The organism is Pseudomonas sp. AL03 (assembly GCF_029960815.1).
Lineage (GTDB): Bacteria > Pseudomonadota > Gammaproteobacteria > Pseudomonadales > Pseudomonadaceae > Aquipseudomonas.
Window position 1 is genome coordinate 259,300 of record NZ_JASBRE010000004.1, and the last position, 25,391, is coordinate 284,690.

16 protein-coding genes and 2 pseudogenes are annotated in these 25,391 nt (G+C 58.9%); 12 read left to right on the forward strand and 6 right to left on the reverse strand.

Going from position 1 to position 25,391, the window contains the following annotated elements:
• The first annotated feature begins 75 nt into the window (after nt 1–75).
• The gene (locus QK293_RS06670; RefSeq protein ID WP_282376350.1) at nt 76–4,446 is read left to right on the forward strand and encodes a DUF6543 domain-containing protein; all 4,371 of its coding nucleotides are present in this window, start codon (nt 76–78) and stop codon (nt 4,444–4,446) included.
• Between the two features lie 447 nt (nt 4,447–4,893).
• Complete coding sequence (locus tag QK293_RS06675; RefSeq protein ID WP_282376351.1) at nt 4,894–5,394, forward strand: group 1 truncated hemoglobin; 501 nt, start codon at nt 4,894–4,896, stop codon at nt 5,392–5,394.
• Between the two features lie 418 nt (nt 5,395–5,812).
• On the opposite strand, the gene QK293_RS06680 is transcribed toward QK293_RS06675, so the two are convergent.
• On the reverse strand, nt 5,813–7,363 hold the full coding sequence (locus QK293_RS06680; protein ID WP_282376352.1) for a PLP-dependent aminotransferase family protein: 1,551 nt from the start codon (nt 7,361–7,363) through the stop codon (nt 5,813–5,815).
• A gap of 90 nt (nt 7,364–7,453) precedes the next feature.
• Here QK293_RS06680 and QK293_RS06685 point away from each other — a divergent pair, with 90 nt between their 5' ends.
• The 6 genes and pseudogenes from QK293_RS06685 (at nt 7,454) to QK293_RS06710 (ending at nt 12,322) form a co-directional block, all read left to right on the forward strand.
• A complete protein-coding gene (locus QK293_RS06685) occupies nt 7,454–8,077 on the forward strand; it encodes an FMN-binding negative transcriptional regulator (RefSeq protein ID WP_282376353.1) in 624 nt (207 codons plus the stop codon).
• A 9-nt stretch (nt 8,078–8,086) separates the two neighbouring features.
• Entirely contained in the window at nt 8,087–8,533 is a 447-nt protein-coding gene (locus tag QK293_RS06690; RefSeq protein WP_282376354.1) for a GNAT family N-acetyltransferase, read from the forward strand.
• Between the two features lie 17 nt (nt 8,534–8,550).
• The gene (locus QK293_RS06695) at nt 8,551–9,222 is read left to right on the forward strand and encodes a GNAT family protein (protein ID WP_282376355.1); all 672 of its coding nucleotides are present in this window, start codon (nt 8,551–8,553) and stop codon (nt 9,220–9,222) included.
• Nucleotides 9,223–9,298: 76 nt separating this feature from the next.
• Nucleotides 9,299–9,466 (forward strand): annotated as a pseudogene (locus QK293_RS06700) (transporter substrate-binding domain-containing protein); the annotation flags it as partial.
• A gap of 1 nt (nt 9,467) precedes the next feature.
• Nucleotides 9,468–10,040 (forward strand): annotated as a pseudogene (locus tag QK293_RS06705) (amino acid ABC transporter permease); the annotation flags it as partial.
• Nucleotides 10,041–10,264: 224 nt separating this feature from the next.
• Entirely contained in the window at nt 10,265–12,322 is a 2,058-nt protein-coding gene (locus QK293_RS06710) for an autotransporter outer membrane beta-barrel domain-containing protein (RefSeq protein WP_282376356.1), read from the forward strand.
• Nucleotides 12,323–12,401: 79 nt separating this feature from the next.
• Here QK293_RS06710 and oadA read toward each other — a convergent pair whose 3' ends face one another.
• Nucleotides 12,402–14,225 (reverse strand): sodium-extruding oxaloacetate decarboxylase subunit alpha, encoded by a 1,824-nt coding sequence (oadA, locus tag QK293_RS06715; RefSeq protein WP_282376358.1) that lies wholly within the window; start codon nt 14,223–14,225, stop codon nt 12,402–12,404.
• An 11-nt stretch (nt 14,226–14,236) separates the two neighbouring features.
• Nucleotides 14,237–15,652: an acetyl-CoA carboxylase biotin carboxylase subunit gene (locus QK293_RS06720; RefSeq protein ID WP_282376359.1), complete on the reverse strand. Its 1,416-nt coding sequence runs from the start codon at nt 15,650–15,652 to the stop codon at nt 14,237–14,239.
• A gap of 189 nt (nt 15,653–15,841) precedes the next feature.
• On the opposite strand from QK293_RS06720, the gene QK293_RS06725 reads away from it, so the two are divergent.
• Nucleotides 15,842–16,804, forward strand: coding sequence for a LysR family transcriptional regulator (locus QK293_RS06725; RefSeq protein WP_282376360.1), 963 nt, complete (start codon nt 15,842–15,844; stop codon nt 16,802–16,804).
• On the opposite strand, the gene QK293_RS06730 is transcribed toward QK293_RS06725, so the two are convergent.
• From QK293_RS06730 to QK293_RS06740, 3 genes are all read right to left on the reverse strand, one after another.
• Nucleotides 16,746–16,958 carry a hypothetical protein gene (locus QK293_RS06730; protein ID WP_282376361.1) on the reverse strand — a complete coding sequence of 71 codons (213 nt, stop codon included), beginning with the start codon at nt 16,956–16,958 and terminating at the stop codon, nt 16,746–16,748. The genes QK293_RS06725 and QK293_RS06730 overlap by 59 nt on opposite strands.
• Before the next feature lie 196 nt (nt 16,959–17,154).
• Nucleotides 17,155–18,021, reverse strand: a complete 867-nt coding sequence (gene hexR, locus QK293_RS06735) for a transcriptional regulator HexR (protein ID WP_008156648.1) — start codon at nt 18,019–18,021, stop codon at nt 17,155–17,157.
• A 135-nt stretch (nt 18,022–18,156) separates the two neighbouring features.
• Nucleotides 18,157–21,030, reverse strand: coding sequence for an EAL domain-containing protein (locus QK293_RS06740; RefSeq protein ID WP_282376362.1), 2,874 nt, complete (start codon nt 21,028–21,030; stop codon nt 18,157–18,159).
• Nucleotides 21,031–21,288: 258 nt separating this feature from the next.
• Here QK293_RS06740 and uvrD point away from each other — a divergent pair, with 258 nt between their 5' ends.
• The 3 genes from uvrD to QK293_RS06755 all read left to right on the forward strand — a co-directional run bounded on the left by uvrD (nt 21,289) and on the right by QK293_RS06755 (nt 25,204).
• Nucleotides 21,289–23,472, forward strand: coding sequence for a DNA helicase II (gene uvrD, locus QK293_RS06745; protein ID WP_282376363.1), 2,184 nt, complete (start codon nt 21,289–21,291; stop codon nt 23,470–23,472).
• 315 nt (nt 23,473–23,787) lie between these two features.
• On the forward strand, nt 23,788–24,660 hold the full coding sequence (locus tag QK293_RS06750; RefSeq protein ID WP_282376365.1) for a Tim44 domain-containing protein: 873 nt from the start codon (nt 23,788–23,790) through the stop codon (nt 24,658–24,660).
• A 136-nt stretch (nt 24,661–24,796) separates the two neighbouring features.
• The gene (locus QK293_RS06755) at nt 24,797–25,204 is read left to right on the forward strand and encodes an SMI1/KNR4 family protein (RefSeq protein ID WP_008156656.1); all 408 of its coding nucleotides are present in this window, start codon (nt 24,797–24,799) and stop codon (nt 25,202–25,204) included.
• Nucleotides 25,205–25,391: the final 187 nt, after the last annotated feature.

The following is a 25,391-nucleotide window of genomic DNA, read 5'->3' on the forward strand; positions in this document are numbered from 1 at the left end:
AAAGCCGTGTTGATGACCCCGTTATGGCATGAGCAGGGCGAGGAAATCGTCACCCGCAGCAGCCGTTTCGAATCATTGACGCACGCACTGGCGCGTATGGCCTTTACCCCAGCAACAGCCAACTACATCGAAAGTGAACACTTTCTGACCTTCACACCTTATGCCGCCGAACCCATCCATCTGCCGGTCAGCATGGACGCCATCACTACCTTGTTAAACGAGTACGCACCGTTGCTGTTCATTGGCTTCGAACAAAGCCAGCTGGACTATTGGAATGAAATCACCGAAAACTTGCCGCGCTGGCAGGTGTTGTCCGACACCCTGAAAGAGGCGCCCGATGTTCAGTCGGTCACTGGATGGGACTCGGATGAGTGCAGCCTCGGGCGACTCGTCTCGCAATACCCCGACAAGCTATTGCGCCCGGCTTCCGACAACGGGCTGTCGAACGTGCGCGCCGGCTTACTTGATCTCGATCTCGATCTCGCCGTTGAATCGGCAGAGGACGCTACCCGGCATCTGATGATCGGCGGCGCCTTGGTGCTGACCGCCACTTTGGGCAGCCGTAAGCTGATCACGATGTACACCATCGCCGGCGGCTACGAATCGTTCAGCTCAATGGAGCAACTGGGCACCAGCCTTCCCGCACGGATCGGCATCGATCTGAGCGGCCAGAGCCTGAAGTGGCGACTCTACGAACCTGAAGGCAATATTTTTGATGCCATGGTTTGGGCATTGGTGGGGTGTCAGATCGACTCCATTGATGCTCTCGATCCAGCCAGTCGCTCGCCCTTGGCCGGGTTTACCTCCCGACAGGACGAAAGCAGCACGATCAGCACCGGGGAAAAGGCGCGTATCGAACAGCTGGAAAGCTCAATTCCCTCGTGGCTATCAACGGGCTCACTTGACGATATCCAAGCCTACGGCGGGTACTTGACCGAGCTTGGAAACCTCAGAGACGAGACCGGCAATGACGCTTTTGACGCCAACGATATTCCGCTGATTCAAACCTATGCCCAGCAGCGCATGCGTGACGCCATGCTCGCCGACAAAACTGACACAGACGCCGTGAGCCTGCGCCTTGATGACGTTCGGATCACCGTCACCCATAGCTTCGAAGCCGGCGGTTTCACCCTGCCCGACCCGCGCAACGTCAGCGTCGAAACCCTGGGCGAATTCGCCCTGCAAAACACCCGCCCCTATAGCGCGACGGTGGCCTATGCCGATGGCACAGCCGTGCCAGAGTGGATGACGGTTACGTTCCTATTGCGTCTCGCCAACGCGATCAACCTCGGCAAAACCTATCCGCAGCTGATCAAACGCACACTCATCGATGACCCGGTGCAGGCCCGCCGTCACAAGGTCCGCTACTGCCGTCAGCTGCCGTTACTCCTGCCCATGTTGGCGCTGGAGTGCAAACTCAAGCGCCAAGGTGAAGTCGATGAGCTGGGTTACCGTCAGGTCTGCCAACTGATGGAGTCGATCAAAAACGACTCCCCCTCCGCCGAGTGGCCGGTGCAAATCCGCCCGCTGGCGTTCATGCCCCGCTACCGTCTTGGCAACACACCCGACACCGTCGCGAACATGTACATCATCGAGCCGCGCAAAGGCTCGAGCGGCCCATGCCTGCTTTATCGACCCTTGCTGGATCAACCGCTGCACCAGTTTCCTTCCGAGCAAAACATGCTGTACGCGTTTTATCAGTCGGGCGAAATGCGCGACTCGATACTGGCCTGGCTGCCTACCCGCGCGTTGAGTTTCGAGTACGCCCAGTATGTGTTTTCCAGCGGCATTCCCTCGCCCTGGACCATTACCGAACTGGCCTTCGAGCCATTTATTCACCTGGACCTGACCGCCTCGGTTGAACTGGCACACACACCTCTGAACGGCGACGTTCTCACGACCCTCTATACCCAAAATAGCCAAGCCATGGCCGAGCTCGCCGACCGCCAATCGACTTCCAATGGCGAGCGTCGCTGGGCGCTGCTGGCGGACAGTGGCTGGGCGACTTTCTCGGTGGCGGCCAACTTTCTCAGCGGCCCGGCGGGTACTGCGGTCTGGGTCTGGCAAAGCATCAGTCAGATCCAGCAGGCTCTGGATGCCAGAGAACGCGGCGACACACTCGTGGAATGGTCCTCGATCGGCGACCTGCTACTGACCCTGGGCATTCTTCTCTCGCAACGCGTCGCGACACGGCGAATTCAGCTATCAAGTCCCCTTGATGAAGTCTCTGCGCCGAAACGCGTGCCCATGGACGAACCTCAACTCATTACCTCCTCCGCTGAGGCTGTGATGGTTACGCATGACGCGACCCCGCTAAGCGCTGAACTGCCCGAGGCTCATCTGTGCGCCCTGGCGCCCGCCGGGCCGACCCGTAGCAGTGCAGAAGCCCAATTTTTACAAAAGATCGATCAACTGAAAGTATCGGCTCCGCACCTGCCAGATGGAACACTATCCAATGCCGACCATCTTTATGAGCACGAGGGAAAGCTGTACGCCCAGGTGGGTGTGCGATGGTTTCAGGTCAGCGCCGACGCGGACGAACCGGTGCTCGTTCTCGATCCGAATAATCCCGCCTACCCAGGATTTTGCGTGAAGTACGACGAAAAGGCAGGTAGCTGGCACTGGGATCTCAAGCTTCGGTTACGCGGCGGCGGCCCAACTCGCCGGATCGAAGCGATGCGGCGAGAAAAGATCAAAAAAAAGGACGATGCGTGGGCCGCACTGCATCGGTTCATCGAACAGGAAGCCATTCGAAAGGCCAGTGTGGATGAAGTCTTGAACCCTTTGGAAAGCAGCGACGAATCAGCCCCGATGTCCGACGAAACGATAGCCAGTTACATCTCCAGGTCCGATGAGGTGGCGAACGGATATGGCCAGGCGCTGGAAGCCCTCGAAACGTGGCGTGAAGCGGGTGGCGCTGGCGTGTTTTATCAGTCTCAGCTAATGCGTTTCACCATTGAACAACATCGCTACCTGAACGGCTGGATGCGAATGAAGTTGCGTGAATACGTGAAAATCATCGCGCCCCAGTTCAGTCAGACGGAACCTTCAACGACGAGATCCCGTGCCGCGCAAATGGAGGCGGCACAAAAGGCCATCGCCGTGAGCGATGAATTGATCGACCGTCTCGGCCGCATGCACGCCTCACTGGACCGGTTGATGAACCACACCGGTATCACGCGCAAGGTGGCTGGCGATCTGAGAAAGCTACTGCCCGCAATGTCCCAATACGACCTGAAGGCCAATGAAATTGGCATGTCCACGGAGCTTTGCCTGCATGAGGCGTCGGACAGTGAGATGAGTCAGGCACGTCAATCGGTCGTCGATATTTTTGAAAATGCGGCCGACGCGGGCCACAGCCTGGTCGAGCGGCGCAGTACCGCACAGCCTTCGCACATCCAGACACTCGATGTCGAGCAACTCACCGTGCTGGTAGACCGTCTGGCAGAAGCCGAGCGGCGTCTGGAGGAGTTGTCTGCCAGCTTGCTCGATCAGCTGGAACCCGTCCGCTTTGAGCGCGTTCAGACGTTGGTTGCCGAATTCCATCAACTGGCGCGCAGCCGTCTGCTCACTTTGCTTCCGGAAGCGGAAGAAATACCGGTGGCCCAGATGGCGAGACTTGAACCGGTGCCCTCTACTTCACGCGCCATCGGCAAAGTGAGCAAATCACGGCCACGAGTCGTCGAGGCGCAAAAAAAACCGTCTATCGAGACACCGCAGACTAGCGATGAGGTTCCCATTATCAAGACGGCTAACAGACGCCCGGTGCAACCGGCGGCGCTGAACGATCAAGACATCATCGGCAACGGGCTGTCTCTGAGTGTCGAACTCGATGCGTTCATTGAACGAATCCGCGCCGATGCGCAACGCCCCTACCGCGTTCCGGCAGACATGAAAGACCTGCTCGACCAGCAGGCGACCCGACTCGATCAATCGGCTGATGACGTTGCACTAATACTGGCTCGCAGAGCCGCCGACTTCCCCGTGGGGAGCCTGAATGCAGAACTGCGTACGGGGGCCGCAAAAGCCCGGCGCGAAGGGGTGAGCGTCTACCGCGCGATGCTCATCAAGCGCAGGCCCCGCGAAACTTACCTGAAATGGCTCATGGAGCACGATCAGGTATCAATCATCAAAGACGCACGCGGTCGTATCAAGACCCAACAGCGCAAAGACTACTTTCAGGAGTACGGCATTTTCGACAAGACACGCCAAAACAAAGCGTTGTGGGTCGCGCATTTCCATTACAACGAACTGACCGATCCGGATGAACGATTCACCGCCGCACATCTCAAGTTCGCCGAAGGCTATTTGAAAGAACTCCCGGCCAAGACCCGTCAGGAACTCGATGTCTTCGATGCACTGGACAATGCGTTGCGCCGAATCGTCGATCCGGCCATTCGGGATCTGTTCCTGAAACCCCAACCGAACGTAGCGCCTGAGGCATAAAAAACCACGTTCGGCATCAATTGCGTAATTGCATGGACGTGACCACCCATTTGCATTGCCGTTGACCAGTCAATTGCATTCGTACTGACCAACCGTTTGCATTCGACTTGACCAGCACACGTGGTAGTGACGACCGGCAAAGAACGGCCAGAAGCCGCCTTTCAGCTTGGCGGCCTAGGCAAGTACCGGCAATACCGACGCGCAGAACAACGTTAATCGCTCGCTCCGCATCCGAGTGCAGGTCGTGCGTTGTTTTCAAGGCTTACCCAAGGCAAGTGGAGAACCGACAGACCATTGCCTCGAAAAAATCAACTGGCCCAGGGGTTCTCTCGTTAGACCACTACACTCACATAAGTGCGTAGGCACACAGACCTACCCTTGCCTCACACGCGAACTTCTTCGCACGTTGCACTTGCAGCGCGACGATCCACATTAAGGAGGTTCATGATGAAAAAATTCTTATTCGCAATACTATCTATATTAACAGTGACACTGGCACTGTCTCTGCAAGCCGCTCCGAAAACAGAGAATAGCCTGTATGACCGGCTCGGCGGTGTCTTCGCCATCGCCGCGGTCGTTGACCACTTTAGCGACGCGATTGTACAGAACCCAATGGTGGGAAAGACTTCGCAGAACCCAGCCCTCAGGGAATGGCACACGAAGAACCTAGACAGGTTGCCGGGCCTCAAGTTCATGCGAACCCTGTGGGTCTGCGAGGTCACGGGCGGGCCGTTCAAATTCTCGCCAACAAAGCCGGGTAAAAGTCATTTAGGCCTTGAGGAGGCGCATCGCGACCTCAAGATCTCACCAGCAGAATTCGACGAGGTGGCGGCCGAACTGGGGCGCAGCCTAGACTTCGCCAAAGTGCCTGCGCGTGAAAAGGGAGAAGTCCTCGCCGCCTTCGCAGTGCATAAGAAGGAGGTAACGGCTGGCTACAAGACGAACTGATTTTGGCTGGCTTGCGCTTCAGCCCATTATTCATCACCCGCACCTAGGCTTGGCCAGCCATCAGCAAATCATCGTTCTTCTTTGCGGTTGCTGCCTTCTGGCCCTAGGTCGAGTTCCCGCCCGGGCTGCATTCATTGCAAGCGGTGATTTGGCCGTCGCCGTCGTCTTCGCTTCTTGGTTGTGCGCAGATAGTGCCCAACTCGCGGTTCAAGCCGTCAATTCGGGACGAGAAATTCCATTTTTTTCATTCGTTAAAGGTCTGCCTTCAAAGCGCCTGATTGGCAGCTTTGGGTCGATTGCAGTCCTTCAGTGCTTGGCTGACGCACTCCCCCTGAGTGGCACCCGCTGACACCCATCAACTGCAAGCAACTGGTCAGTGGCGATGCAATTAGGCGGTCAAGTGAGATGCAATTACGCGTCAATCGTCCCAAACTGTTTGCAACCGCTCCAGAGCCGCTTCGATAGCCGATTCTGGTACAGCGGCGAAACCCAGCACCAGCCCGGCTCGCTGATCCAGCGGTGTCTGCGAATCGGGCAACCAGTAACGACTCAAACCATTGACCTCAACGCCCACGCTTTCGGCTTGTTCAATCAATTCGCGTTCGCGCGCCACGCTGCTCACCGGGACTGTTAAGTGCAACCCGGCCACCACATTGGGCAGATCGCCAACGCCCTCGATGTTTATTGGCCAACGGGCCAACAGACAATTGCGTCGACTCAACGCGGCACGGCGCATGCGTCGGATATGCCGCTGGAAATGCCCCGCGGCCATGAACTCCGCCATGACCGCTTGGGTGCTGACTTCGGAATGTCGGACATCGACCGCGCGCCGCTGAGAGAAAGCGCTCACAAGCGCCGGCGGCAGGACCAGGTAACCCAGTCTTAGCGCTGGAAATGCAATCTTGCCAAACGTTCCGACATACAGCACCCGCCCCTGACGATCCAGCGCAGCCAACGGCGCCAGCGGAGCGCCGCTGTAACGGTATTCGCCATCGTAATCATCCTCGACGATCCAGCCCTGGGTGCGTTCGGCCCAGGCCAGCAACTCCAGGCGTCGCGCCAGACTCATCACCACCCCGGTCGGGTATTGATGCGACGGTGTGACATACGCCAATCGGCAATCGTTAAGCCCGTTCAATTCGGTGCAGTCGATACCCTCGCTGTCCACCGCCACCCCGTGCAATCGCGCACCGGCCACGGCGAACGCATGACCGGCCGCGCGGTATCCCGGATTTTCAATGGCCACCCCATCGCCTGGCTCGACCAGCAGCTGTGCACAAAGGCTAATCCCCTGCTGTGCGCCACTGGTGATCACTATTTGCTCAGCCGTGCATTGCATCCCCCGGGAACTGCGCAAGTACGCGGCAATTAGTCCGCGCAGACGCTCATCGCCCGCCGGATCGCCGTAACACAACTGCTGGAGATCCGGTTTACGCCAGAAAGCCGCATTCAGCTTGGCCCAGACCTCGAACGGGAACAGATCAAAAGCCGGAACACCCACCCGAAATGCGCGGGGTGGGCCGACGGGAGGCAGGGCCAAATGGTTCCTTTCAACGCGCCCCAATGCGCCGCTGTGGATAACTTTGCTGGATGAAACCACAGGTAAATCCAGCCAGTTTGTGGATAAGGCTGTGGGTAACCCTGTTGACAACCCTGTGGATACTTTTGTGGATAGTTTTTTTGCCGGGAGCGCGGTTTGCGGTAACTGTGCGACATAAGTCCCATCACCGACACGCCCATCAATAAAGCCCTCGGCGTAGAGCTGATCGTAGGCACGGACCACGCTGTTTCGGGAAATTGACAACGCCGCCGCCAGATCGCGACTCGCGGGTAATCGCGTACCGCCGGCCAGCCTTCCGTCGAGCACTCGTACGCGAAGCGCTTGATAGAGCTGGCGACTCAAACCCAGGCGGCGATCGAGTTCGATACCCGCTGGGTTGAATGACAAGGACTGTGGCTCGCGGGTCATGGCAATGGACCTATGAAATTTGTCGTTAATGGCTCTTACAACAGACCAATAGCCTGCCTAGGATGCAAGCATTCGCCAAGGAAAATCTCCATGTACAACCCAAGCAGCTTTGCCATAGAGGATTTGCATGAACTGCACCAACAGATACTCGGCACCCGCCTCGCTGTGTTGGTCACACACGGGGAACAAGGTCTGCAAGCCAGCCATTTGCCGGTGCTGTTGAGTTCAGACCAGGGTCCGAATGGCACCCTTTACGGACACTTCGCCAAGGCCAATCCGCAATGGAAGGCATTGCAGAGCGGCGCCGAAGCCCTGGTGATTTTTGCCGGCGCCGATGCTTACGTCAGCCCAGGGTTTTACCCGAGCAAAGCCGAGCACGGCAAAGTCGTGCCGACCTGGAACTACGTCGCCGTACATGCGTACGGCACGGCCGAAGTGTTCACCGACGCCGATCGCCTGCGCACTCTGGTCAGCGCCCTGACTGATCGTCATGAAGCGGGTCGCGCCAGTCCATGGAAAGTCGTCGATGCCCCCGCCGACTACATTGATGGGATGCTCAAGGCCATCGTTGGTTTTGCCATGCCGATCCAGCGTCTGAAAGGCAAGCGCAAGCTCAGCCAGAACCGCAACGTTGCAGACATTGCCGGTGTGCGCGAGGGGCTTGCCGCCAGCCCTGATGTGCACGACCAGGCCCTCGCCCACTTGATGCGTTAAGGAACGACCATGAGTCAGATCGACATCCGCCAGGTCACCGCCGACGACCACACCACCTGGTTGCCTTTGTGGCAAGCATACCTGCGCTTCTACAACACCGAACTGCCTGAGGCCGTCACCCAAAGCACATGGCAGCGCCTGCTCGACCCAAGCGAGCCGACCCATGCCGCGCTGGCCTGGGCCGACGGCAAAGCGGTGGGCATGGTGCACTTCATCTACCATCGTTCGAACTGGAGCATCGAAAACGCCTGCTACCTGCAAGATTTGCTGGTAGTGCCGGAAACGCGCGGCACCGGCGTCGGCCGACAGCTGATCGAATTCGTCTACGCCATCGCCAAAGAGGACGGTTGCTGCAAGGTCCACTGGCTGACTCACGAAACCAATGCCACCGCGATTCAGCTTTATGAGCGCATCGCCGAACGCCCCGGTTTCATCCAGTTTCGCAAAACCCTTTAAGGTTCGAGGAGAACAACATGTCGACTTCACTCACCGACTGGAAAGGCGTCCCGGCACCGTCGGTTCAAACCCTCGAAGGGCGCTTCATCCGCCTGGAAAAACTTGACCCGGCGCGTCATGGCGACGGTTTGTGGCAGGCCCTGCAAGGCCCGGGTTCCGACCCGAAACTCTGGGACTATTTGCCTTACGGTCCTTTTCCGGAGCGCAGCGCGTTCAACGATTGGCTGAACAATCATGCAGCCAATAACGACCCGTACTTCTTCAGCGTGATCGACCGTGCCAGCGGCGATGTGCAGGGCATCCTCAGTTTGATGTCGATTGTCCCTTCACAAGGTCGGATCGAGATTGGCCATGTCACGTTTGGTGCGCCGATGCAGCGCTCACCGAAAAGCACCGAGGCGGTTTATCTGCTCGCCAAAGAGTCGTTTGCCTTGGGTTACCGGCGCCTGGAGTGGAAGTGCAACAACGGCAATGCCCGCTCCAAGTACGCAGCCGAACGACTGGGGTTCAGTTTTGAAGGCGTGTTCCGCCAGCACATGGTGGTGAAGGGGCAGAACCGGGATACCGCGTGGTATTCGATTCTGGATTCGGAATGGCCGGCGAATGGGGCGGGGTTTGAGCGCTGGCTGTCCGATGAGAACCAGACGGATTCGGGGCAGGTGAAAACGTTAGCGGAGTGCCGCGGGTAATCTTCGGCGCCCGAACGGACGCCATCGTCGGAACGCCGCCCGGAGCAAGCTCGCTTGTATGTTTAGACTTGAAGGGGTGGGCGTGTTGATGGAAAGCTATCCACCCTTCTCGTTCCTCAATGATCAGAACCAGCTCGATGGATTTGACGTCGACGTGGCCAAGGCCGTGGCAGACAAGCTGGGCGTCAAACTGCGCCTCGAAACCCCGTCCTGGGACGTGATCGCTGCCGGTCGCTGGAGCGGGCTCCTCGCTGCTGGGCTTCATCACCGCCCTGGCGCGGCTGTCGAAAAGCGCTGTGGCCTTTGGGATTGCGAGCTTCTATGCCTCGTTCTTTCGTGGCACACCGCTACTGATCCAGATCCTGCTGATCTACCTCGGCCTGCCACAACTCGGCATCGTGCCCGGCGCCATCGCCGCCGGCATCATTGCCCTGTCGCTGAACTACGGCGCGTACCTGAGCGAAATCTTCCGCGCCGGCATCCTCGGCGCCCCTCACGGCCAACGCGAAGCATCCCTGGCGCTGGGCATGCGCGAAACCGTGATCTTCTGGCGCGTCACCCTGCCCCAGGCCATGCGCACCATCATCCCGCCGACCACCAACCAATTCATCTCGATGCTCAAAGACTCGTCGCTGATCTCGGTGATGGGGGTTTGGGAGGTGATGTTTCTGGCGCAATCATATGGGCGCTCGAGCTATCGCTACATCGAGATGCTGACGACGGCGGCGGTGATTTATTGGGTGATGTCGATTGGGCTGGAGCTGATTCAGGCGCGGATGGAGCGGCATTATGGGAAGGCGTATTTGAAGCGGAGTTAGCGAGAGGCAGATCAGTTTCCGATTTTTTGCGATAGCCGACCGTGTCTCGATTTGTTGTAAGAAATAGCGTCAGTTCGAGCGGATAAAGACAACCGACCTCGGGCATTTGGCAATTTTCTACACAACCATCTGACACTCCCCGCGAGCCCGTCGGAAGCAGCTGACATCGGCACCTGTTGCCTCCCTCTTAGAGTTTGGCCTCCTTTCAAAACAGGCCGAACTCGATGTCCGCTCAACACAAATACCGACCAAAACGCCTTGCCTTTGCGATTGCACTTGCCCTGAGTTGCGGTGAACTGGCGATTGCCCAGCAACCCAGTGCTGATCCATCTTCCGCACCTTTCGAAACGTCCGAAGATCTGATTACGAAACTCGATGCTTTCATCGGCGCCGATGATACCCAACCCCATTCGATCAACAAAATCGCGGAGTGGAACAAGCTGCAACCGAGTGAGCGTAACGATCTGGTCAGCGTGCTTTCCGGAGGAGGCTTTACCAAACGGCTGGACGGTGGTGGTGGCGTCGACGTCATACGACTTGATCACGCCAAAGGGGGCACGTTGGGTGAAACCCGACATTTCGCAGGCCTGGATATCAAACAGGGCGCATGGACCCTGAATGGCGCCAAAGACTCCGGGGACTTCCACATCGGTGCCTTGGTCCGCCCCGAAGCGATGCTCACCAACAACCGACATATCGAAGGGCGCGCTGTCGCTCAAGGCGCGTTGGTGAACAACGGCTCCATTGGCGGAAACGTCGAGGTGTACGAGTCGGGCACTTTCAGTGGCAAGGGCCGGGTTGGAGGGCTGGACGTGCGCGGTGAGCTTGTCGTCAACCGCCTGCACGGCGCTCCTGTCGTCGCGGGGGACATGAATTTGTCCAACACAGCACTACTTGCCTATGAGGTACACGCCGATGGCCGGGGTGAAACGATCAAAGTCGATGGCATCGCCAGCCTTGGACATTCAACCCTGAAAATTGTCGCAGCAGGTGATTATCCGCAAACCAGCCAGTACACCCTCATTAAGGCGGCCAAAGTCATGGGTCATTTCGGTGATATACAAAACGACCTCGTATTCATGACACCTGAATTAAATTACGACGATCCGGAGATTGTTAGCCTGACCTACACGCGTAACGGTGTCTCTTTAGACAGCGTCGCAACAAATGTAAGCGGCAAGCAGCTCGGTGCCAGCATTGTAGAACCAGTGGCCAGCCCGACCGGACAAAAGCTATCCAGCCCGACAAATACCGCCGTCACTGCCCTGCTCGGCTCCAATAGAGAAACCGCCGCCTACGCCCTCGAAATTCTGGCCGGCGACAGCAACGCCAATCTCGCGAAGGCGACCTTAAACAGTGACGGCCCGATCAGCGCCACCCTGCTCTCGGCGATGCGCCAGCTCGATAACGTCAGTGTTTCTTACAATCAAAACAGCGCGCCTCGTCTGGCGGCTGGAAGCGAAGCCAATGGCAGAGTCTGGCTCCAGGCGCTGGGACATAGCGGGAAACTGGATCGCGACTATGACCCGCTGCAACACTCCACCGAAGGATTGTTGCTGGGCGCCGACTGGCAGGTCAGCGAGCATTGGCGCCTGGGTGTGATGGGCGGCAACTCCCGCACTCGTCAGAAAAGCAGGGAACTCGACGGCGATCTGGACAGCTGGCATTTAGGCGCTTACGCACTTCGCCAGGATGGGCCGATGTCGTTGCGCCTGGGCGCAACACACAACAGCCACGACGGAAGCAGCGCGCGCCGGGTCGAATTCTACGGTTTCAAGGATCGCCCCAAGGGTAGTTACGAGGCCAATACCCAACAAGCCTTTGCAGAAGTGGGCTACAACCTGGGCCGCGCGAATGTCAGCATCGAGCCGTTTGCCAGTCTTGGATACCAACGGTATCAACGCGACAGCTTCACGGAAAAAGGCGGCGCTGCAGCACTGAAAATCCACGGGCAATCCGAGGAAAACTTCAGCAGCACATTCGGTCTGCGTCTGGCGAAGCTCAACACCCTGGGTAACGGTATGCAACTGACTCCGCGCGTTAGCGCAGGCTGGAAACACACGTACGGCGGGGTCTACACGGAAACCCGGCAACGTCTTGTCACAGGTGGCAACGACTACAGCGTCTACAGTGCGCCGCTGGATCGGGACAAACTCATGGTCGATGCCGGCGTGGACCTCAGGCTTTCCGCACGCAATACGCTCGGCGTGGCCCTCACGGGTGAAATGGGCAGCGATAGCCGCAGGCATGGCATCACGGGCCAGTGGGGAATGAGCTTCTAACCCCCCGACAAATCCCGGGCGAAAAAAAGGGGAGCACATGCCCCCCCGAGGTTTAAAGCGGTATATCGAGGCTGTTAACTCAGCCTTCGATCTCGATCAGGATTTCGCCCGGGTTCACCCGGTCGCCCTTGGCCACGTGGATGGCGGTGACTTTGCCGGCGATGGCCGATTGGACTTCGGTTTCCATCTTCATCGCTTCGGTGATCAGCACGGCCTGACCGGCTTTCACGGTGTCGCCTTCCTTGACCAGCACGTCGACGATGTTGCCCGGCATGGCGGTGCTGACGTGGCCCGGTGCAGTGGCTTGCTTGCGCTTGCTGCTGCCGCCGCTGACGAATTCGTTGAGCGGTTCGAACACCACTTCTTCCGGCATGCCGTCGATAGACAGGTAGAAGTGACGCTTGCCTTCAGCCTTGACGCCGACACCCGTGATGTCGACGCGGTAGGTTTCGCCGTGGACGTCGATGACGAACTCGGTCGGCACGCCTTCGCCACCGGCCGAGGTCACGCCGCCGGCTTCAGGAATCGGTAGCAGCACTTCTGGAGCCAAGGTGCCGGCGGCGCGTTCTTCGAGGAACTTGCGACCGATGTCCGGGAACATGGCGTAGGTCAGCACGTCTTCTTCAGACTTGGCCACCGTGCCGATTTCGGCACGCAGTTTGGTCATTTCCGGCTTGAGCAGGTCGGCCGGACGCACGTCGATCACTTCTTCGCTGCCGATGGCCTGGCGACGCAGTTTTTCGTTCACGATGCCTGGCGCCTTGCCGTAGCCACCCTGCAGGTAAAGCTTCACTTCGTTGGTGATGGTCTTGTAGCGCTCGCCGGCCAGCACGTTGAAGAACGCCTGGGTGCCGACGATCTGCGAGGTCGGGGTCACCAGCGGAGGGAAGCCGAGGTCTTCACGAACGCGCGGGATTTCGGCCAGCACTTCGGCCATGCGGTTCAGGGCGCCTTGCTCTTTCAACTGGTTGGCCAGGTTGGAAATCATCCCGCCCGGCACCTGGTTGACTTGCACGCGGGTATCGACGGCGGTGAACTCGCTTTCGAACTGGTGGTATTTCTTGCGCACGGCGTAGAAGTACAAGCCAATCTCTTGCAGCAGCTCCAGGTTCAGGCCGGTGTCGTACTCACTGCCTTTAAGGGCGGCAACCATCGACTCAGTACCTGGGTGGCTGGTGCCCGAGGCGAAGCTGGAGATCGCGGTGTCGATGTGATCGGCGCCGTTCTCGATGGCCTTCAGTTGGCACATCGTTGCCATGCCAGCGGTATCGTGCGAGTGAATGAACACGGGCAGCGATTGCTCGGATTTCAACGCCCTGACCAGTTCGCCGGTGGCGTACGGCGTCAGCAGGCCAGCCATGTCCTTGATGGCCACCGAGTCGCAACCCATGGCTTCCATTTGCCGGGCTTGCGCCACGAAGGCTTCGATGGTGTGCACCGGGCTGGTGGTGTACGCGATGGTGCCTTGGGCGTGTTTACCGGCAGCTTTTACTGCTTCGATAGCGACGCGCAGGTTACGCACGTCGTTCATGGCGTCGAAGATGCGGAACACATCGATGCCGTTGACCGCGGCCTTGGCAACAAAGGCTTTGACCACGTCATCGCTGTAGTGGCGATAGCCCAGCAGGTTCTGGCCACGCAGGAGCATTTGCAGACGCGTGTTAGGCAATGCCGCGCGCAGTTGGCGCAGGCGCTCCCAAGGGTCTTCTTTGAGGAAGCGTACGCAGGCGTCGAATGTCGCGCCGCCCCAGCATTCCAGCGACCAGTAGCCGACTTTGTCGAGCTTGTCGCAGATCGGCAGCATGTCTTCGGTGCGCATGCGGGTGGCGAGCAGCGATTGGTGGGCGTCGCGCAGGATTGTGTCGGTAACGTGTATCTTTTTAGAAACAGGGGTCTTAGTCATTGGAATATTCCTCACAGGCCTGCGTGGGCGGCAATGGCGGCGGCGATGGCCAGGGCCAGCTCTTCGGGTTTGCGCTTGATCGAGTAGTTGGTCAGTTCAGGATGGCTTTCAACGAAGCTGGTATTGAACTGGCCGCTACGGAATTCCGGATTACGCAGGATTTCCTGGTAGTACGCGGCGGTGGTCTTGACCCCTTGCAGGCGCATGTCGTCCAGAGCGCGCAAGCCACGATCCATCGCCTCTTCCCAAGTCAGCGCCCATACCACCAGTTTCAGACACATGGAGTCGTAGTACGGCGGAATGGTGTAGCCGGTGTAGATCGCCGTGTCGGTGCGCACGCCGGGGCCGCCGGGCGCGTAGTAACGGGTGATCTTGCCAAAGCTTGGCAGGAAGTTGTTTTTCGGGTCTTCGGCGTTGATCCGGAATTGCAGCGCGAAACCGCGGTGCTGGATGTCTTCCTGTTTCACCGAAAGCGGCAGGCCGGACGCGATGCGAATCTGCTCACGCACAATGTCGATGCCGGTGATTTCTTCGGTGATGGTGTGTTCCACCTGCACCCGGGTGTTCATCTCCATGAAGTACACCTCGCCCTCGGCGAGCAGGAACTCCACGGTGCCGGCGTTCTCGTAACCCACGGCCTTGGCCGCACGCACCGACAGGTCGCCGATGTAGGCACGCTGTTCCGGGGTCAGTTGCGGGCTCGGGGCGATTTCGATGAGCTTCTGGTTACGGCGCTGGATCGAGCAGTCACGCTCGAACAGGTGCACCACGTTGCCAAAGCTGTCGCCGAGGATCTGCGCTTCGATGTGTTTCGGATTGACGATGCATTTTTCCAGGAACACTTCCGCCGAACCGAAGGCCTTGGTGGCTTCGGAAATGACTCGCGGGAAGGCTTGTTCGAGTTCTTCTCGGCTGTCGCAGCGACGGATACCCCGGCCACCACCACCGGAAGTCGCCTTGAGCATCACCGGATAACCGATGCGGTCGCCTTCAATCAAGGCTTCGGCGATGTCCGCGACGTTGCCTTCGGTCCCCGGGGTGACGGGTACGCCGGCCTTGATCATGCTGCGACGGGCTTCAGTCTTGTCGCCCATACGGCGAATCACTTCAGCCGATGGACCGATGAACTTGATGCCGCGTTCTGCGCAGATATCTGCCAGTTCAGCGTTTTCCGAAAGAAAGCCGTAGCCGGGATGCAACGCATCACAACCGGTTTCCACCGCCAGATTCACCAGTTTACGCGCGTTCAGGTAACCAGCCAGTGGCTCGGCACCGATGCTGTGGGCCTCATCCGCACGCTTCACATGCAAGGCATGGCGGTCGGCGTCGGAATAGATCGCGACCGAGCGAATGCCCATCTCGGCGCAGGCACGCACGATTCGTACGGCAATCTCACCACGGTTGGCGATCAGGATCTTTTTTATCACTTGGAGGTTCCCTTGAGCCGGTGGTACCCACGACCTGGTAGCCCAGGTCGACGCGTGACCAAATGTTTCGATTCAGTCGCAGCCCCACACTAGCCCTCTCAAGGGATTAACAAAAATGAATAATAATTGGGTCAGCCATAAGTAAAGACTTATAGTTGACGCATCAGTCTGCAGCGAGAGCGCAAAAAAATGCGTAAGTCATTGATGCGTATGACATTGCGTCAATTACAGATCTTCAATGAAGTCTGTGATTTGAGGTCCTACAGCCGCGCAGCTGAAGAAATGTCTCTCACACAACCTGCCGTGAGCCTACAGATTCGTCAACTTGAGGAGCTGATTGGTCAACCGTTGTTCGATTACGTCGGCAAAAAGCTTTACATGACCGAGGCAGCCGAAGCCCTTCAGCGCGCCAGCCGGGATATTTTCGGACGCCTGGAAAACCTCGACATGCAGCTTTCAGACATGCAGGGATCGCTGCAAGGTCAGCTGAAACTGGCGGTCGAATCCAGCGCCAAGTATTTCGTGCCGCATCTGTTTGCCGCGTTCAAACGCCAGCATCCGGAAGTGAACCTGCACCTGACAGTGGTCAACCGCGGCCAAGTGATTCGACGCCTGTCGGACAACCGCGATGATCTGGTGATCATGTCGATGGTGCCGCAAGACATGGGGCTGGAGTTTCTGCCGTTTCTCAACAATCCAATTGTCGCCGTGGCGCCGCCGGATCACCCGCTGTCCCATATGGGACCGCTGCGCTTGCAGGATCTTGAGCCCTACACCCTGCTACTGCGCGAACCGGGCTCAGGTACGCGGCTGGCTTGCGAGGAGTATTTCAAGGAAAAGCGCGTGCACTTCACGCAGACCCAGGAAGTGGCGTCGGCTGAAGCCCAGCGTGAATGCGTACTGGCGGGTCTGGGCCTGGCACTATTGACGCGCCACGCCCTGAACCTTGAGTTGGCGACCGGCGCACTCATAGAGCTGCCGATCGAAGAGCTGCCGCTGTACCGCAGCTGGTGCCTGGTGCAGGCCAAGGCGAAACGGCTGTCGCCGGTGGCGCACGCGTTCCTTGCGTTTATTCGCAGCGAGCGGGTGCAGATCAGCGCGCTGGTTGAGCGCTTCGACGGGAAGTTGCCGGTGCGGCCTGCCAGTAGTTGAGCTCCAGATCGCCAGGAAAATCGCCGATCTCGGCCAGAAGCTGGCGGCGTTCGCAGCGATCTTCGATAGCGCGGCGAAATTCCATGCGGCGCTGGTCTTCCTGCTGACGACGGGTTCTGACGGCGCTGTTGCGTTCTTCGTAGGGCTGGGCCATTTCGAGTCTCCCAAGGCGATTACGGGAGTTACAGGATGGGCACCAGGGATGACGGTTTGGCGGCTTGCACGTTACAGGCAGATGAAAGTTGTCGTATTTGAGGACGCCTTCGCGGGCAAGCCTCGCTCCTACGGGCACCGCTTAACCTGTAGAAGCGAGGCTTGCCCGCGAAGACTTTCTCAAGCCAAACGACGAATCAATCGTCCAGCGCTTTTACCGATTTAGGCGACAGCCGCAAGCTGCGAAGGCTGCGCTTGACGCTCTTGAGGTGATTGACCAGGCTCGGCCCGCGCGCCATGGCCACGCCCATCGCCAACACGTCGATCACCACCAGGTGAGCGATCCGCGAGGTCAGCGGCGTATAGATCTCGGTGTCTTCGTGCACATCGATCGCCAGGTTGACGGTCGATAGCTCAGCCAACGGCGTCTGGCTCGGGCACAAGGTGATCAGCGAAGCGCCGCTTTCACGCACCAGATTGGCGGTGATCAACAGGTCCTTGGAACGCCCGGACTGGGAAATACAGATCGCCACATCGGTCGGTTTCAATGTGACCGCCGACATCGCCTGCATGTGCGGGTCGGAATACGCCGCCGCCGTCAGCAACAAACGGAAGAACTTGTGCTGGGCGTCTGCCGCCACTGCACCCGAAGCACCAAAGCCATAAAACTCGACCCGCTGGGCCTGCGACATGAGCGACACAGCGCGCTGCAACTCCACCGGATCGAGCTTCTCGCGAACCTCCATCAGGGTGTGCAGGGTGGTGTCGAAGATTTTCAGGCTGTAGTCAGCGACTGAATCGTCTTCATGAATCGCGAACTGCCCGAAGCTCGCGCCGGCAGCAAGACTCTGCGCCAGCTTCAGCTTCAAATCCTGGAAACCGGAACAACCGATGGCGCGGCAAAAGCGCACGATGGTCGGTTCGCTGATGCCCACGTTGTGGGCCAGGTCGGCCATGGAGCTGTGCATCACCGCCGCAGGATCAAGCAGCACGTGGTCGGCGACCTTGAGCTCCGACTTGCGTAAGAGGTGGCGTGACTGGGCGATGTGTTGCAGCAGATTCAAAGGGCTGGACTCTTTGTTATTGGCAGGTGCCGGGGATGTAGCGCGCTTGTAGTTATACTACAAGAATCGGCTTTTTGCCTGCTCAATGCGTAACTCGATGTCCCCATTTCACGCCACATGCGCTCCATGTAGCCCCTACAAGGGTTTCGCGTCCGCACGCAACAGCTCGGCCAGGCCATCGGCCTCGACCGGGCGGCTGATCAAATACCCCTGCACTTCATCGCAGTGCTCGGTTTTCAAAAACTCAAGCTGCTCCGGCCGCTCCACCCCTTCAGCCACTACTTTCAACGACAACCCGTGTGCCATGGCGATGATCGCCCGGGTGATCGCCGCGTCCTCGCTGCCCTCCCCCAGACCGCGGATAAACGCCTGATCGATCTTCACGTAATCCACCGGGATGCGCTTGAGGTAGCTCAGGGACGAATACCCGGTGCCAAAGTCATCAATCGCCAACTTGACCCCCAAATCCCGCAATTGCTGGAAGGTAGCGATAATGTGCTCGACGCTATCCAGCAACTGGCTTTCGGTGAGTTCCAGTTCGAGGTAGTGCGGCGCCAGGCCGGTTTCTTCCAGCACCTGGCGGACAAGGCTGACCAACTTGCCCTGACGCAGTTGATGCACCGACAGATTGACCGACACCCGAATCGGCGCAAGCCCCTGGCGCTGCCACTCACAGGCTTGCCAGCAGGCCTGACGCAACACGAACTCGCCGATCGGACCGATCAACCCCGTTTCCTCGGCCAGGCCGATGAAGTCCCCCGGCGGCACCCGCCCCATGGTCGGGTGATCCCAGCGCACCAGCGCCTCGGCGGCATTCAGTCGACCCGTGGCGAGGCACAGTTTCGGTTGGTAAAACACCTTCAACTGCTTCTCTTCGATGGCTTTACGCAGCTGATTTTCCAGCTGCAAGCGCTCCAACGTACTGGCTTGCAGGCTGTCGGTGTAGAACTGGAAGTTATTTCCGCCCAGGTGCTTGGCGTGCTGCATGGCCATATTCGACTGACTGACCAGCGCGGAAATTTCTCGCGCGTTGTCTGGCAACAGGCTGATGCCCATGGATGCGCTGACCACCAGTTCATGGCCATCGACAGTGATCGGCAAACGCAGCTTGGTCGACAGTCGGGTCGCTACCCGCGCCAGACTCGACAGGTTGCCGTAGGCATTGAACAACACGGCAAATTCATCGCCGGATAAGCGAGCGATGGTGTCCGCCTCAGGTAACGCATTGACCAGCCGCCGGGCCATTTTCTGCAAGAGTTGGTCGGCGATTTCATGGCCAAGGCTGTCGTTGAGCAGCTTGAAACGATCCAGATTGATATGCAGCAACGCCAGATTGCGGTGGCCGCCCTGGCGCACCCGCTGATGGGCCTCGCTTAGCCGTTCGCGGAACAGTGAACGGTTAGCCAGACCCGTCAATTCGTCGTAATGAATCAGGTAACGCATGCGTTCTTCGGATTCGCGGCGAGCCGATAGATCGGCGAAGAAGCCCACGATATGGCTCACATTTCCCCGAGCATCGCGCACAGCATTAAGTTGCAACCATTGCGGATACACCTCGCCATTCTTGCGGGTTTCTACCAGCTCGCCCTGCCAACTGCCGTGCTGCTCCAGCGCCTGATGAATCGCCGCGTAGTGCCGGCGGGCATCGCGACTGCATGGCAACTCAATCACGTTGCGTCCGATCATGTCTTCAATGTCGTAGCCGGTGACTCGACTGAAGGCCTGATTGATCGCGATCAGCGCGTAATTCGGATCGAAAATCACAATGCCTTCGCTGGCGGCCTCGAACACCGTCGCGGCCAATTGCCGCTGCTCTTCCAGACCTTTGCTGACACTGATGTCGCGACGGGTGCCGACCATGCGGATCACTCGGCCATTTTCGCCGCGCTCAACGGCTCGTCCTCGGTCCTCAATCCAGACCCAATGGCCATCGCCGTGGCGCACGCGGTACTCGATTTGGTAATCCTCGCTGCGCCCCTTCAAATGCTCGACCAGCGCGCGCTTGAGCGACGGCAAGTCATCAGGGTGCAAGCGCGGCTTGAGGTGGCGGAGCATCGCCGTTACGAGTTCCGGTTCCAGGCCGAACAGCTCCTGAAGGTGGGTGTGATGGACTTCGTCGGTTTGCAGGTTCCAGTCCCACAAGCCCAACTCACTGGCCTTCAACGCCAGCGCCAGACGCGCTTCACTCTTGCTCAGGGCCTGGTTGGCGGCGTCCAGCTCCAGGCTGCGCTGGGCGACGCGGCTTTCCAGCTCGATCTGAATTTGCCGCAGTTCGTCTTCGGCACGACGGCGCTGGTCGATTTCCTTGGCCAGCTTGTGATTGAGCTGGTCACTGCAACGTTGGGCCTGCTGCAAGTGCTCGATCAATGCCTGATTCTGGAAGCGCCGCAACAGCCCGCTATCGATGAGCCGATTGACCTGCCAGGCGACCACACTTAGCGCGCCCAGTAAAATCAACCCGAACCAGCCCCATCCCTGACCTTGTTCATCGCCGCCCCAGAACAGATAGCCGATGGCCGGCAACAAACAGGGCAAGGTAAAGGACAGAAACGCCGGCAGGTTGACCGCGTAGGCAACGCTGGCCGAAAGCGCCGCTGCGCCGATCAGGCCGAACACCCAGGCTTGCTGCATGAAATTGTCGGCGGGTACCAGGGCAATGCCGGCGCCGGCCAGGGTCAGGCCGGTCATGGCCGACCCCAGCAAAAACATGCGGCGCCAGATCGGCTGGGCTTGGCGGTTGGGTATCGCCGAATCAAAGGCTGCGACTTGAATCACCCGCAATGCCACCAGCGACAACAGCCACACCAGCCAGACGCTGACCAGGAAATAGCGCTGCGGACTCCAAAGCAAGCCAGCGCAGACCAGACCATTGATCAACATGAATAACGTGGGCAGCAACGAGCCCTGATAAAGCAGACGCGTGCGTTCGACCGCCATTTCCATCGCGTACTGTTTGCGGATAACCCGGGGCTCCACAACGGGGCCCGACAGGTCGGTGCTGAGGGTCATAGGCAATGTTCTTGTTCTTATAATGATGAGCATGAGCCCGAAACGTCGACGGAGCATACACAAGCAAATGCTCGGACCAAACTGCCCGAGATCATAAAAACGACAAAAACTGCCCCCCTCCTTAGCCGCTGAAAAGGCTTGGAGCGAGCCCCGCCAACGCCTGCAGCCAGTGACCGACCGGTCGTCATCCGTGCTTCTTTCATCGGCTAATGCAAAGCTCGGTTTGCCCGGTGTGACGGCGCACCCTAGAATGCCCCGATGCGCGATGATCTCTCCCTTCTGCTGAACTCCCTCAACGATGCCCAACGCCAGGCCGTAGCTGCCTCCGTGGGTCGTCAGTTGGTCCTGGCCGGTGCTGGTTCCGGTAAAACCCGAGTGCTGGTGCACCGTATCGCCTGGTTGATCCAGGTCGAAAACGCCTCGCCCCACTCGATCCTGTCGGTGACCTTCACCAATAAGGCCGCTGCCGAGATGCGTCATCGCATCGAGCAGCTGATGGGTATCAACCCGGCCGGCATGTGGGTCGGTACCTTCCACGGCCTGGCGCACCGCTTGTTGCGGGCGCACTGGCAGGAAGCCGGCCTGAGCCAGACTTTCCAGATTCTCGACAGCGACGACCAGCAACGGCTGGTCAAGCGGGTGATCCGCGAGCTGGGTCTGGATGAACAACGCTGGCCGGCCCGTCAGGCCCAGTGGTTCATCAACGGGCAGAAAGACGAAGGTCTGCGTCCGCAGCACATTCAAGCCAGCGGCGACCTGTTTTTGGCGACCATGCGCAGCATTTATGAAGCCTATGAGGCCGCGTGCCTGCGCGCCGGCGTGATTGACTTCTCCGAACTGCTGCTGCGCGCCCTCGATCTGTGGCGCGATCATCCGGGTCTGCTGGCGCACTATCAAAAGCGCTTCCGGCACATTCTGGTGGACGAGTTCCAGGACACCAACGCCGTGCAGTACGCCTGGTTGCGTTTGCTGGCCAAGGGCGGCGACAGCTTGATGGTGGTCGGCGACGACGACCAGTCGATTTACGGCTGGCGTGGCGCGAAAATCGAGAACATCTATCAGTACTCCGACGACTTCCCGGACGCCGAAACCATTCGTCTGGAGCAGAACTACCGCTCCACCGCCGGGATTCTCAAGGCCGCCAACGCCCTGATCGCCAACAACACCGGACGCATGGGCAAAGAGCTGTGGACCGACGGCGGCGAAGGCGAAGCGATCAACCTGTACGCCGCATTCAACGAGCACGATGAAGCACGCTACGTGGTGGAAACCATCGAAAGTGCGCTGAAAACCGGCTTGGCCCGCAGCGATATTGCGATTTTGTACCGCTCCAACGCCCAATCGCGCGTTTTGGAAGAAGCCTTGCTACGCGAGCGCATTCCGTACCGAATCTATGGCGGCCAGCGCTTCTTCGAGCGGGCAGAAATCAAGAACGCCATGGCTTACCTGCGTTTGCTCGAAGGTCGTGGCAACGATGCAGCGCTGGAGCGGGTGATCAACGTTCCGGCCCGTGGTATCGGTGAGAAAACCGTCGAAGCGATTCGCGACCATGCCCGTCACAGCGATGTGTCGATGTGGGAAGCCATGCACCTGCTGGTCGCCAATAAAGGCCTGACCGGTCGCGCCGCTGGCGCACTCGGGGCATTTATCGAGCTGATCGAGAACCTCGCCGCCAAGTGCATGGAAATGCCGCTGCACCTGATGACCCAGACCGTCATCGAGCAATCCGGGCTGATTGCCTATCACGAAGCGGAAAAAGGCGAGAAAGGCCAGGCCCGGGTAGAAAACCTTGAGGAACTGGTCAGCGCTGCGCGCAATTTCGAAAATGCTGAAGAAGACGAAGATCTGACGCCATTGGCGGCGTTCCTCGGTCACGCGTCGCTGGAGGCCGGGGATACTCAGGCCGACGAGCACGAAGACAGCATTCAGTTAATGACCCTGCACAGTGCCAAGGGCCTGGAATTCCCTTACGTGTTCCTGGTGGGCATGGAAGAAGGCCTGTTCCCGCACAAGATGAGCCTGGAAGAACCTGGCCGCCTTGAAGAGGAACGCCGTCTGGCCTACGTCGGCATCACCCGGGCCATGCAGAACCTGGTGATGACCTATGCTGAAACCCGACGCCTGTACGGCAGCGAGACCTACAACAAGGTGTCGCGTTTCGTACGTGAAGTACCGAAAGGCCTGATCCAGGAAGTGCGGCTGTCCAACAGCGTCAGCCGTCCGTTCGGCGGCGGCCAGCAGCAGAGCTCCAGCAGCCTGTTTGGCGGTAGCGAGATCCCGGATACCGGATTCAGCCTCGGCCAAGCGGTACGGCATTCGGTGTTCGGCGATGGCGTGATCCTGAACTTCGAAGGTGCCGGTGCACAGGCCCGGGTCCAAGTGAACTTCGGTGAAGGCAGCAAGTGGCTGATGCTGGGATACGCGAAGCTGGAAGCGATCTAAAGCCCGCCAGAGGGCTTATGTGGGAGCGGGCTTGCTCGCGAAGAACGATAACGCGGTGTTTCTGACAAACCGCGGTGCGGCCTTCGTCGGAACGCCGCCCGGAGCCGGCTCGCTCCCACAAGGTTTATCCGACCGGACACCCTTCCTACAGAACTTATCCACTCGTCCTACAGACCAAAGTTAACAGGCCTTATTGCGCTGACTGAAGCTGAACGCAACCTGTCAGGCAAAAGCCCGAAACACTCTGCCGCTAGCCAGTAACACTTCAGCTGTGCAACATGGCGCGCGTGCCTTCCACAAATGGGAATTCCCTTTATGAAACGTTTTCTTAGCATCGCCATGGCGTTGTGCATTGGCCTGACGATGAGCCTCGACGCCAATGCCGCCAAGCGCTTTGGTGGCGGCAAGAGCTCCGGCGCTGCGCCGACTCACCAGACCAGCCAAATGGCGCCTTCTACTGCCGCCGGTGGCGCTGCTGCTACTGCCGGCGCGGCCGGTGCCGCTGGCGCTGCCGCCAAGGCCGGCGGTGCTTCGCGCTGGCTCGGCCCTCTGGCCGGTATCGCTGCCGGTGGCCTGCTGGCCTCCATGTTCATGGGCGGCGGCTTCCAGGGCATGCAGATCTTTGACATCCTGATCATGGCGGTCATCGCCTTCCTGGTCTTCCGCTTCATTGCCGCTCGTCGCCGCAAGCAGCAAGAGCACCTGGCTCCAGCTGGCGCACCAATGCAGCGTGAAGTGTTGGAACAGAAGCCTGCAAGCGGTTCGATCTTCGGCGGCTCGGCAGCACCGGCTGCCGCTCGTCCGGTGATCAATGCTCCGGCCTGGTTCAATGAAAAGAGTTTCATTGAAGCGGCCCGCAACCACTTCCAGTCCCTGCAACAGCACTGGGACGCCAACGAAATGGACAAGATCTCCGAGTTCGTGACCCCACAGCTGCTGGAGTTCCTCAAGCGCGAACGTGCCGACCTGGGTGAAGGTTTCCAGTCCACCTACATTGATAACCTCAATGTACAACTGGACGGCGTGGATGATCGCGCCGACAAGACCATTGCCACCCTGACCTTCAGCGGTGTGTCGAAGACCTCGCGCTTTGACCAGGGCGAAGTGTTCAGCGAAAGCTGGAACATGGAACGTCCGCAGGGCGAGAACCAGCCTTGGCTGGTCGCCGGTATCCGCCAGAACGGCTGATCCCTCCTGCGTTAAGCATGCTGTAATGAAAACCCCGGCCTTTGCCGGGGTTTTCTATTTCGCGGTTGCATCTATAGCGAGCTACTGTATAAACCGCCCCAACTAAACCGCGCCATCAAGCAAGAGGATCCCGGACGTGGAAGAAATCATCGAACAACTGCGTGAAGCCAACGAACCGGTACCGGTCCCCTTGGAGTTGCCCGACGAAGATCAATTGGTGGAAATCGAAGAACAGCTGTTCATCGATATTCCGTTTGTCTTCAGAGAGTTTTTGCTGACCGTCAGCGACGTCGTCTACGGCAGCCTGGAACCGGTGACTGTTACCGACCCGCAATCCCACACTTACCTGCCGGACGTTGCCGCCAACGCCTGGGATGCGGGCGTTGATCGCAGCATGATTCCGATCTGCCAGGACGGTGACAACTACTACCTGGTCGAAGAAGACGGCACCGTGGTGTTGTGGTTGGCCGAAGAAGAGCTGATCGCCGAAGAAACCTGGGAATCGGTTTGGCACTGGGCGCGGGACGTCTGGCTGGAAAGCTGAACAAGGGCGACTTTGTAGCAGCTGGCGTAGCCTGCGTCCGGCTGCGCAGCAGTCGCAAAATAAAGCAATGAAGTGTTTCAGGCTAACTGAGTCGTCAGGGTTTACGACTGCTGCGCAGCCGGACGCAGGCTGCGCCAGCTGCTATGTATGGACTCGCCCCCACTGTCTACCCGCTTTTGAAAAACCG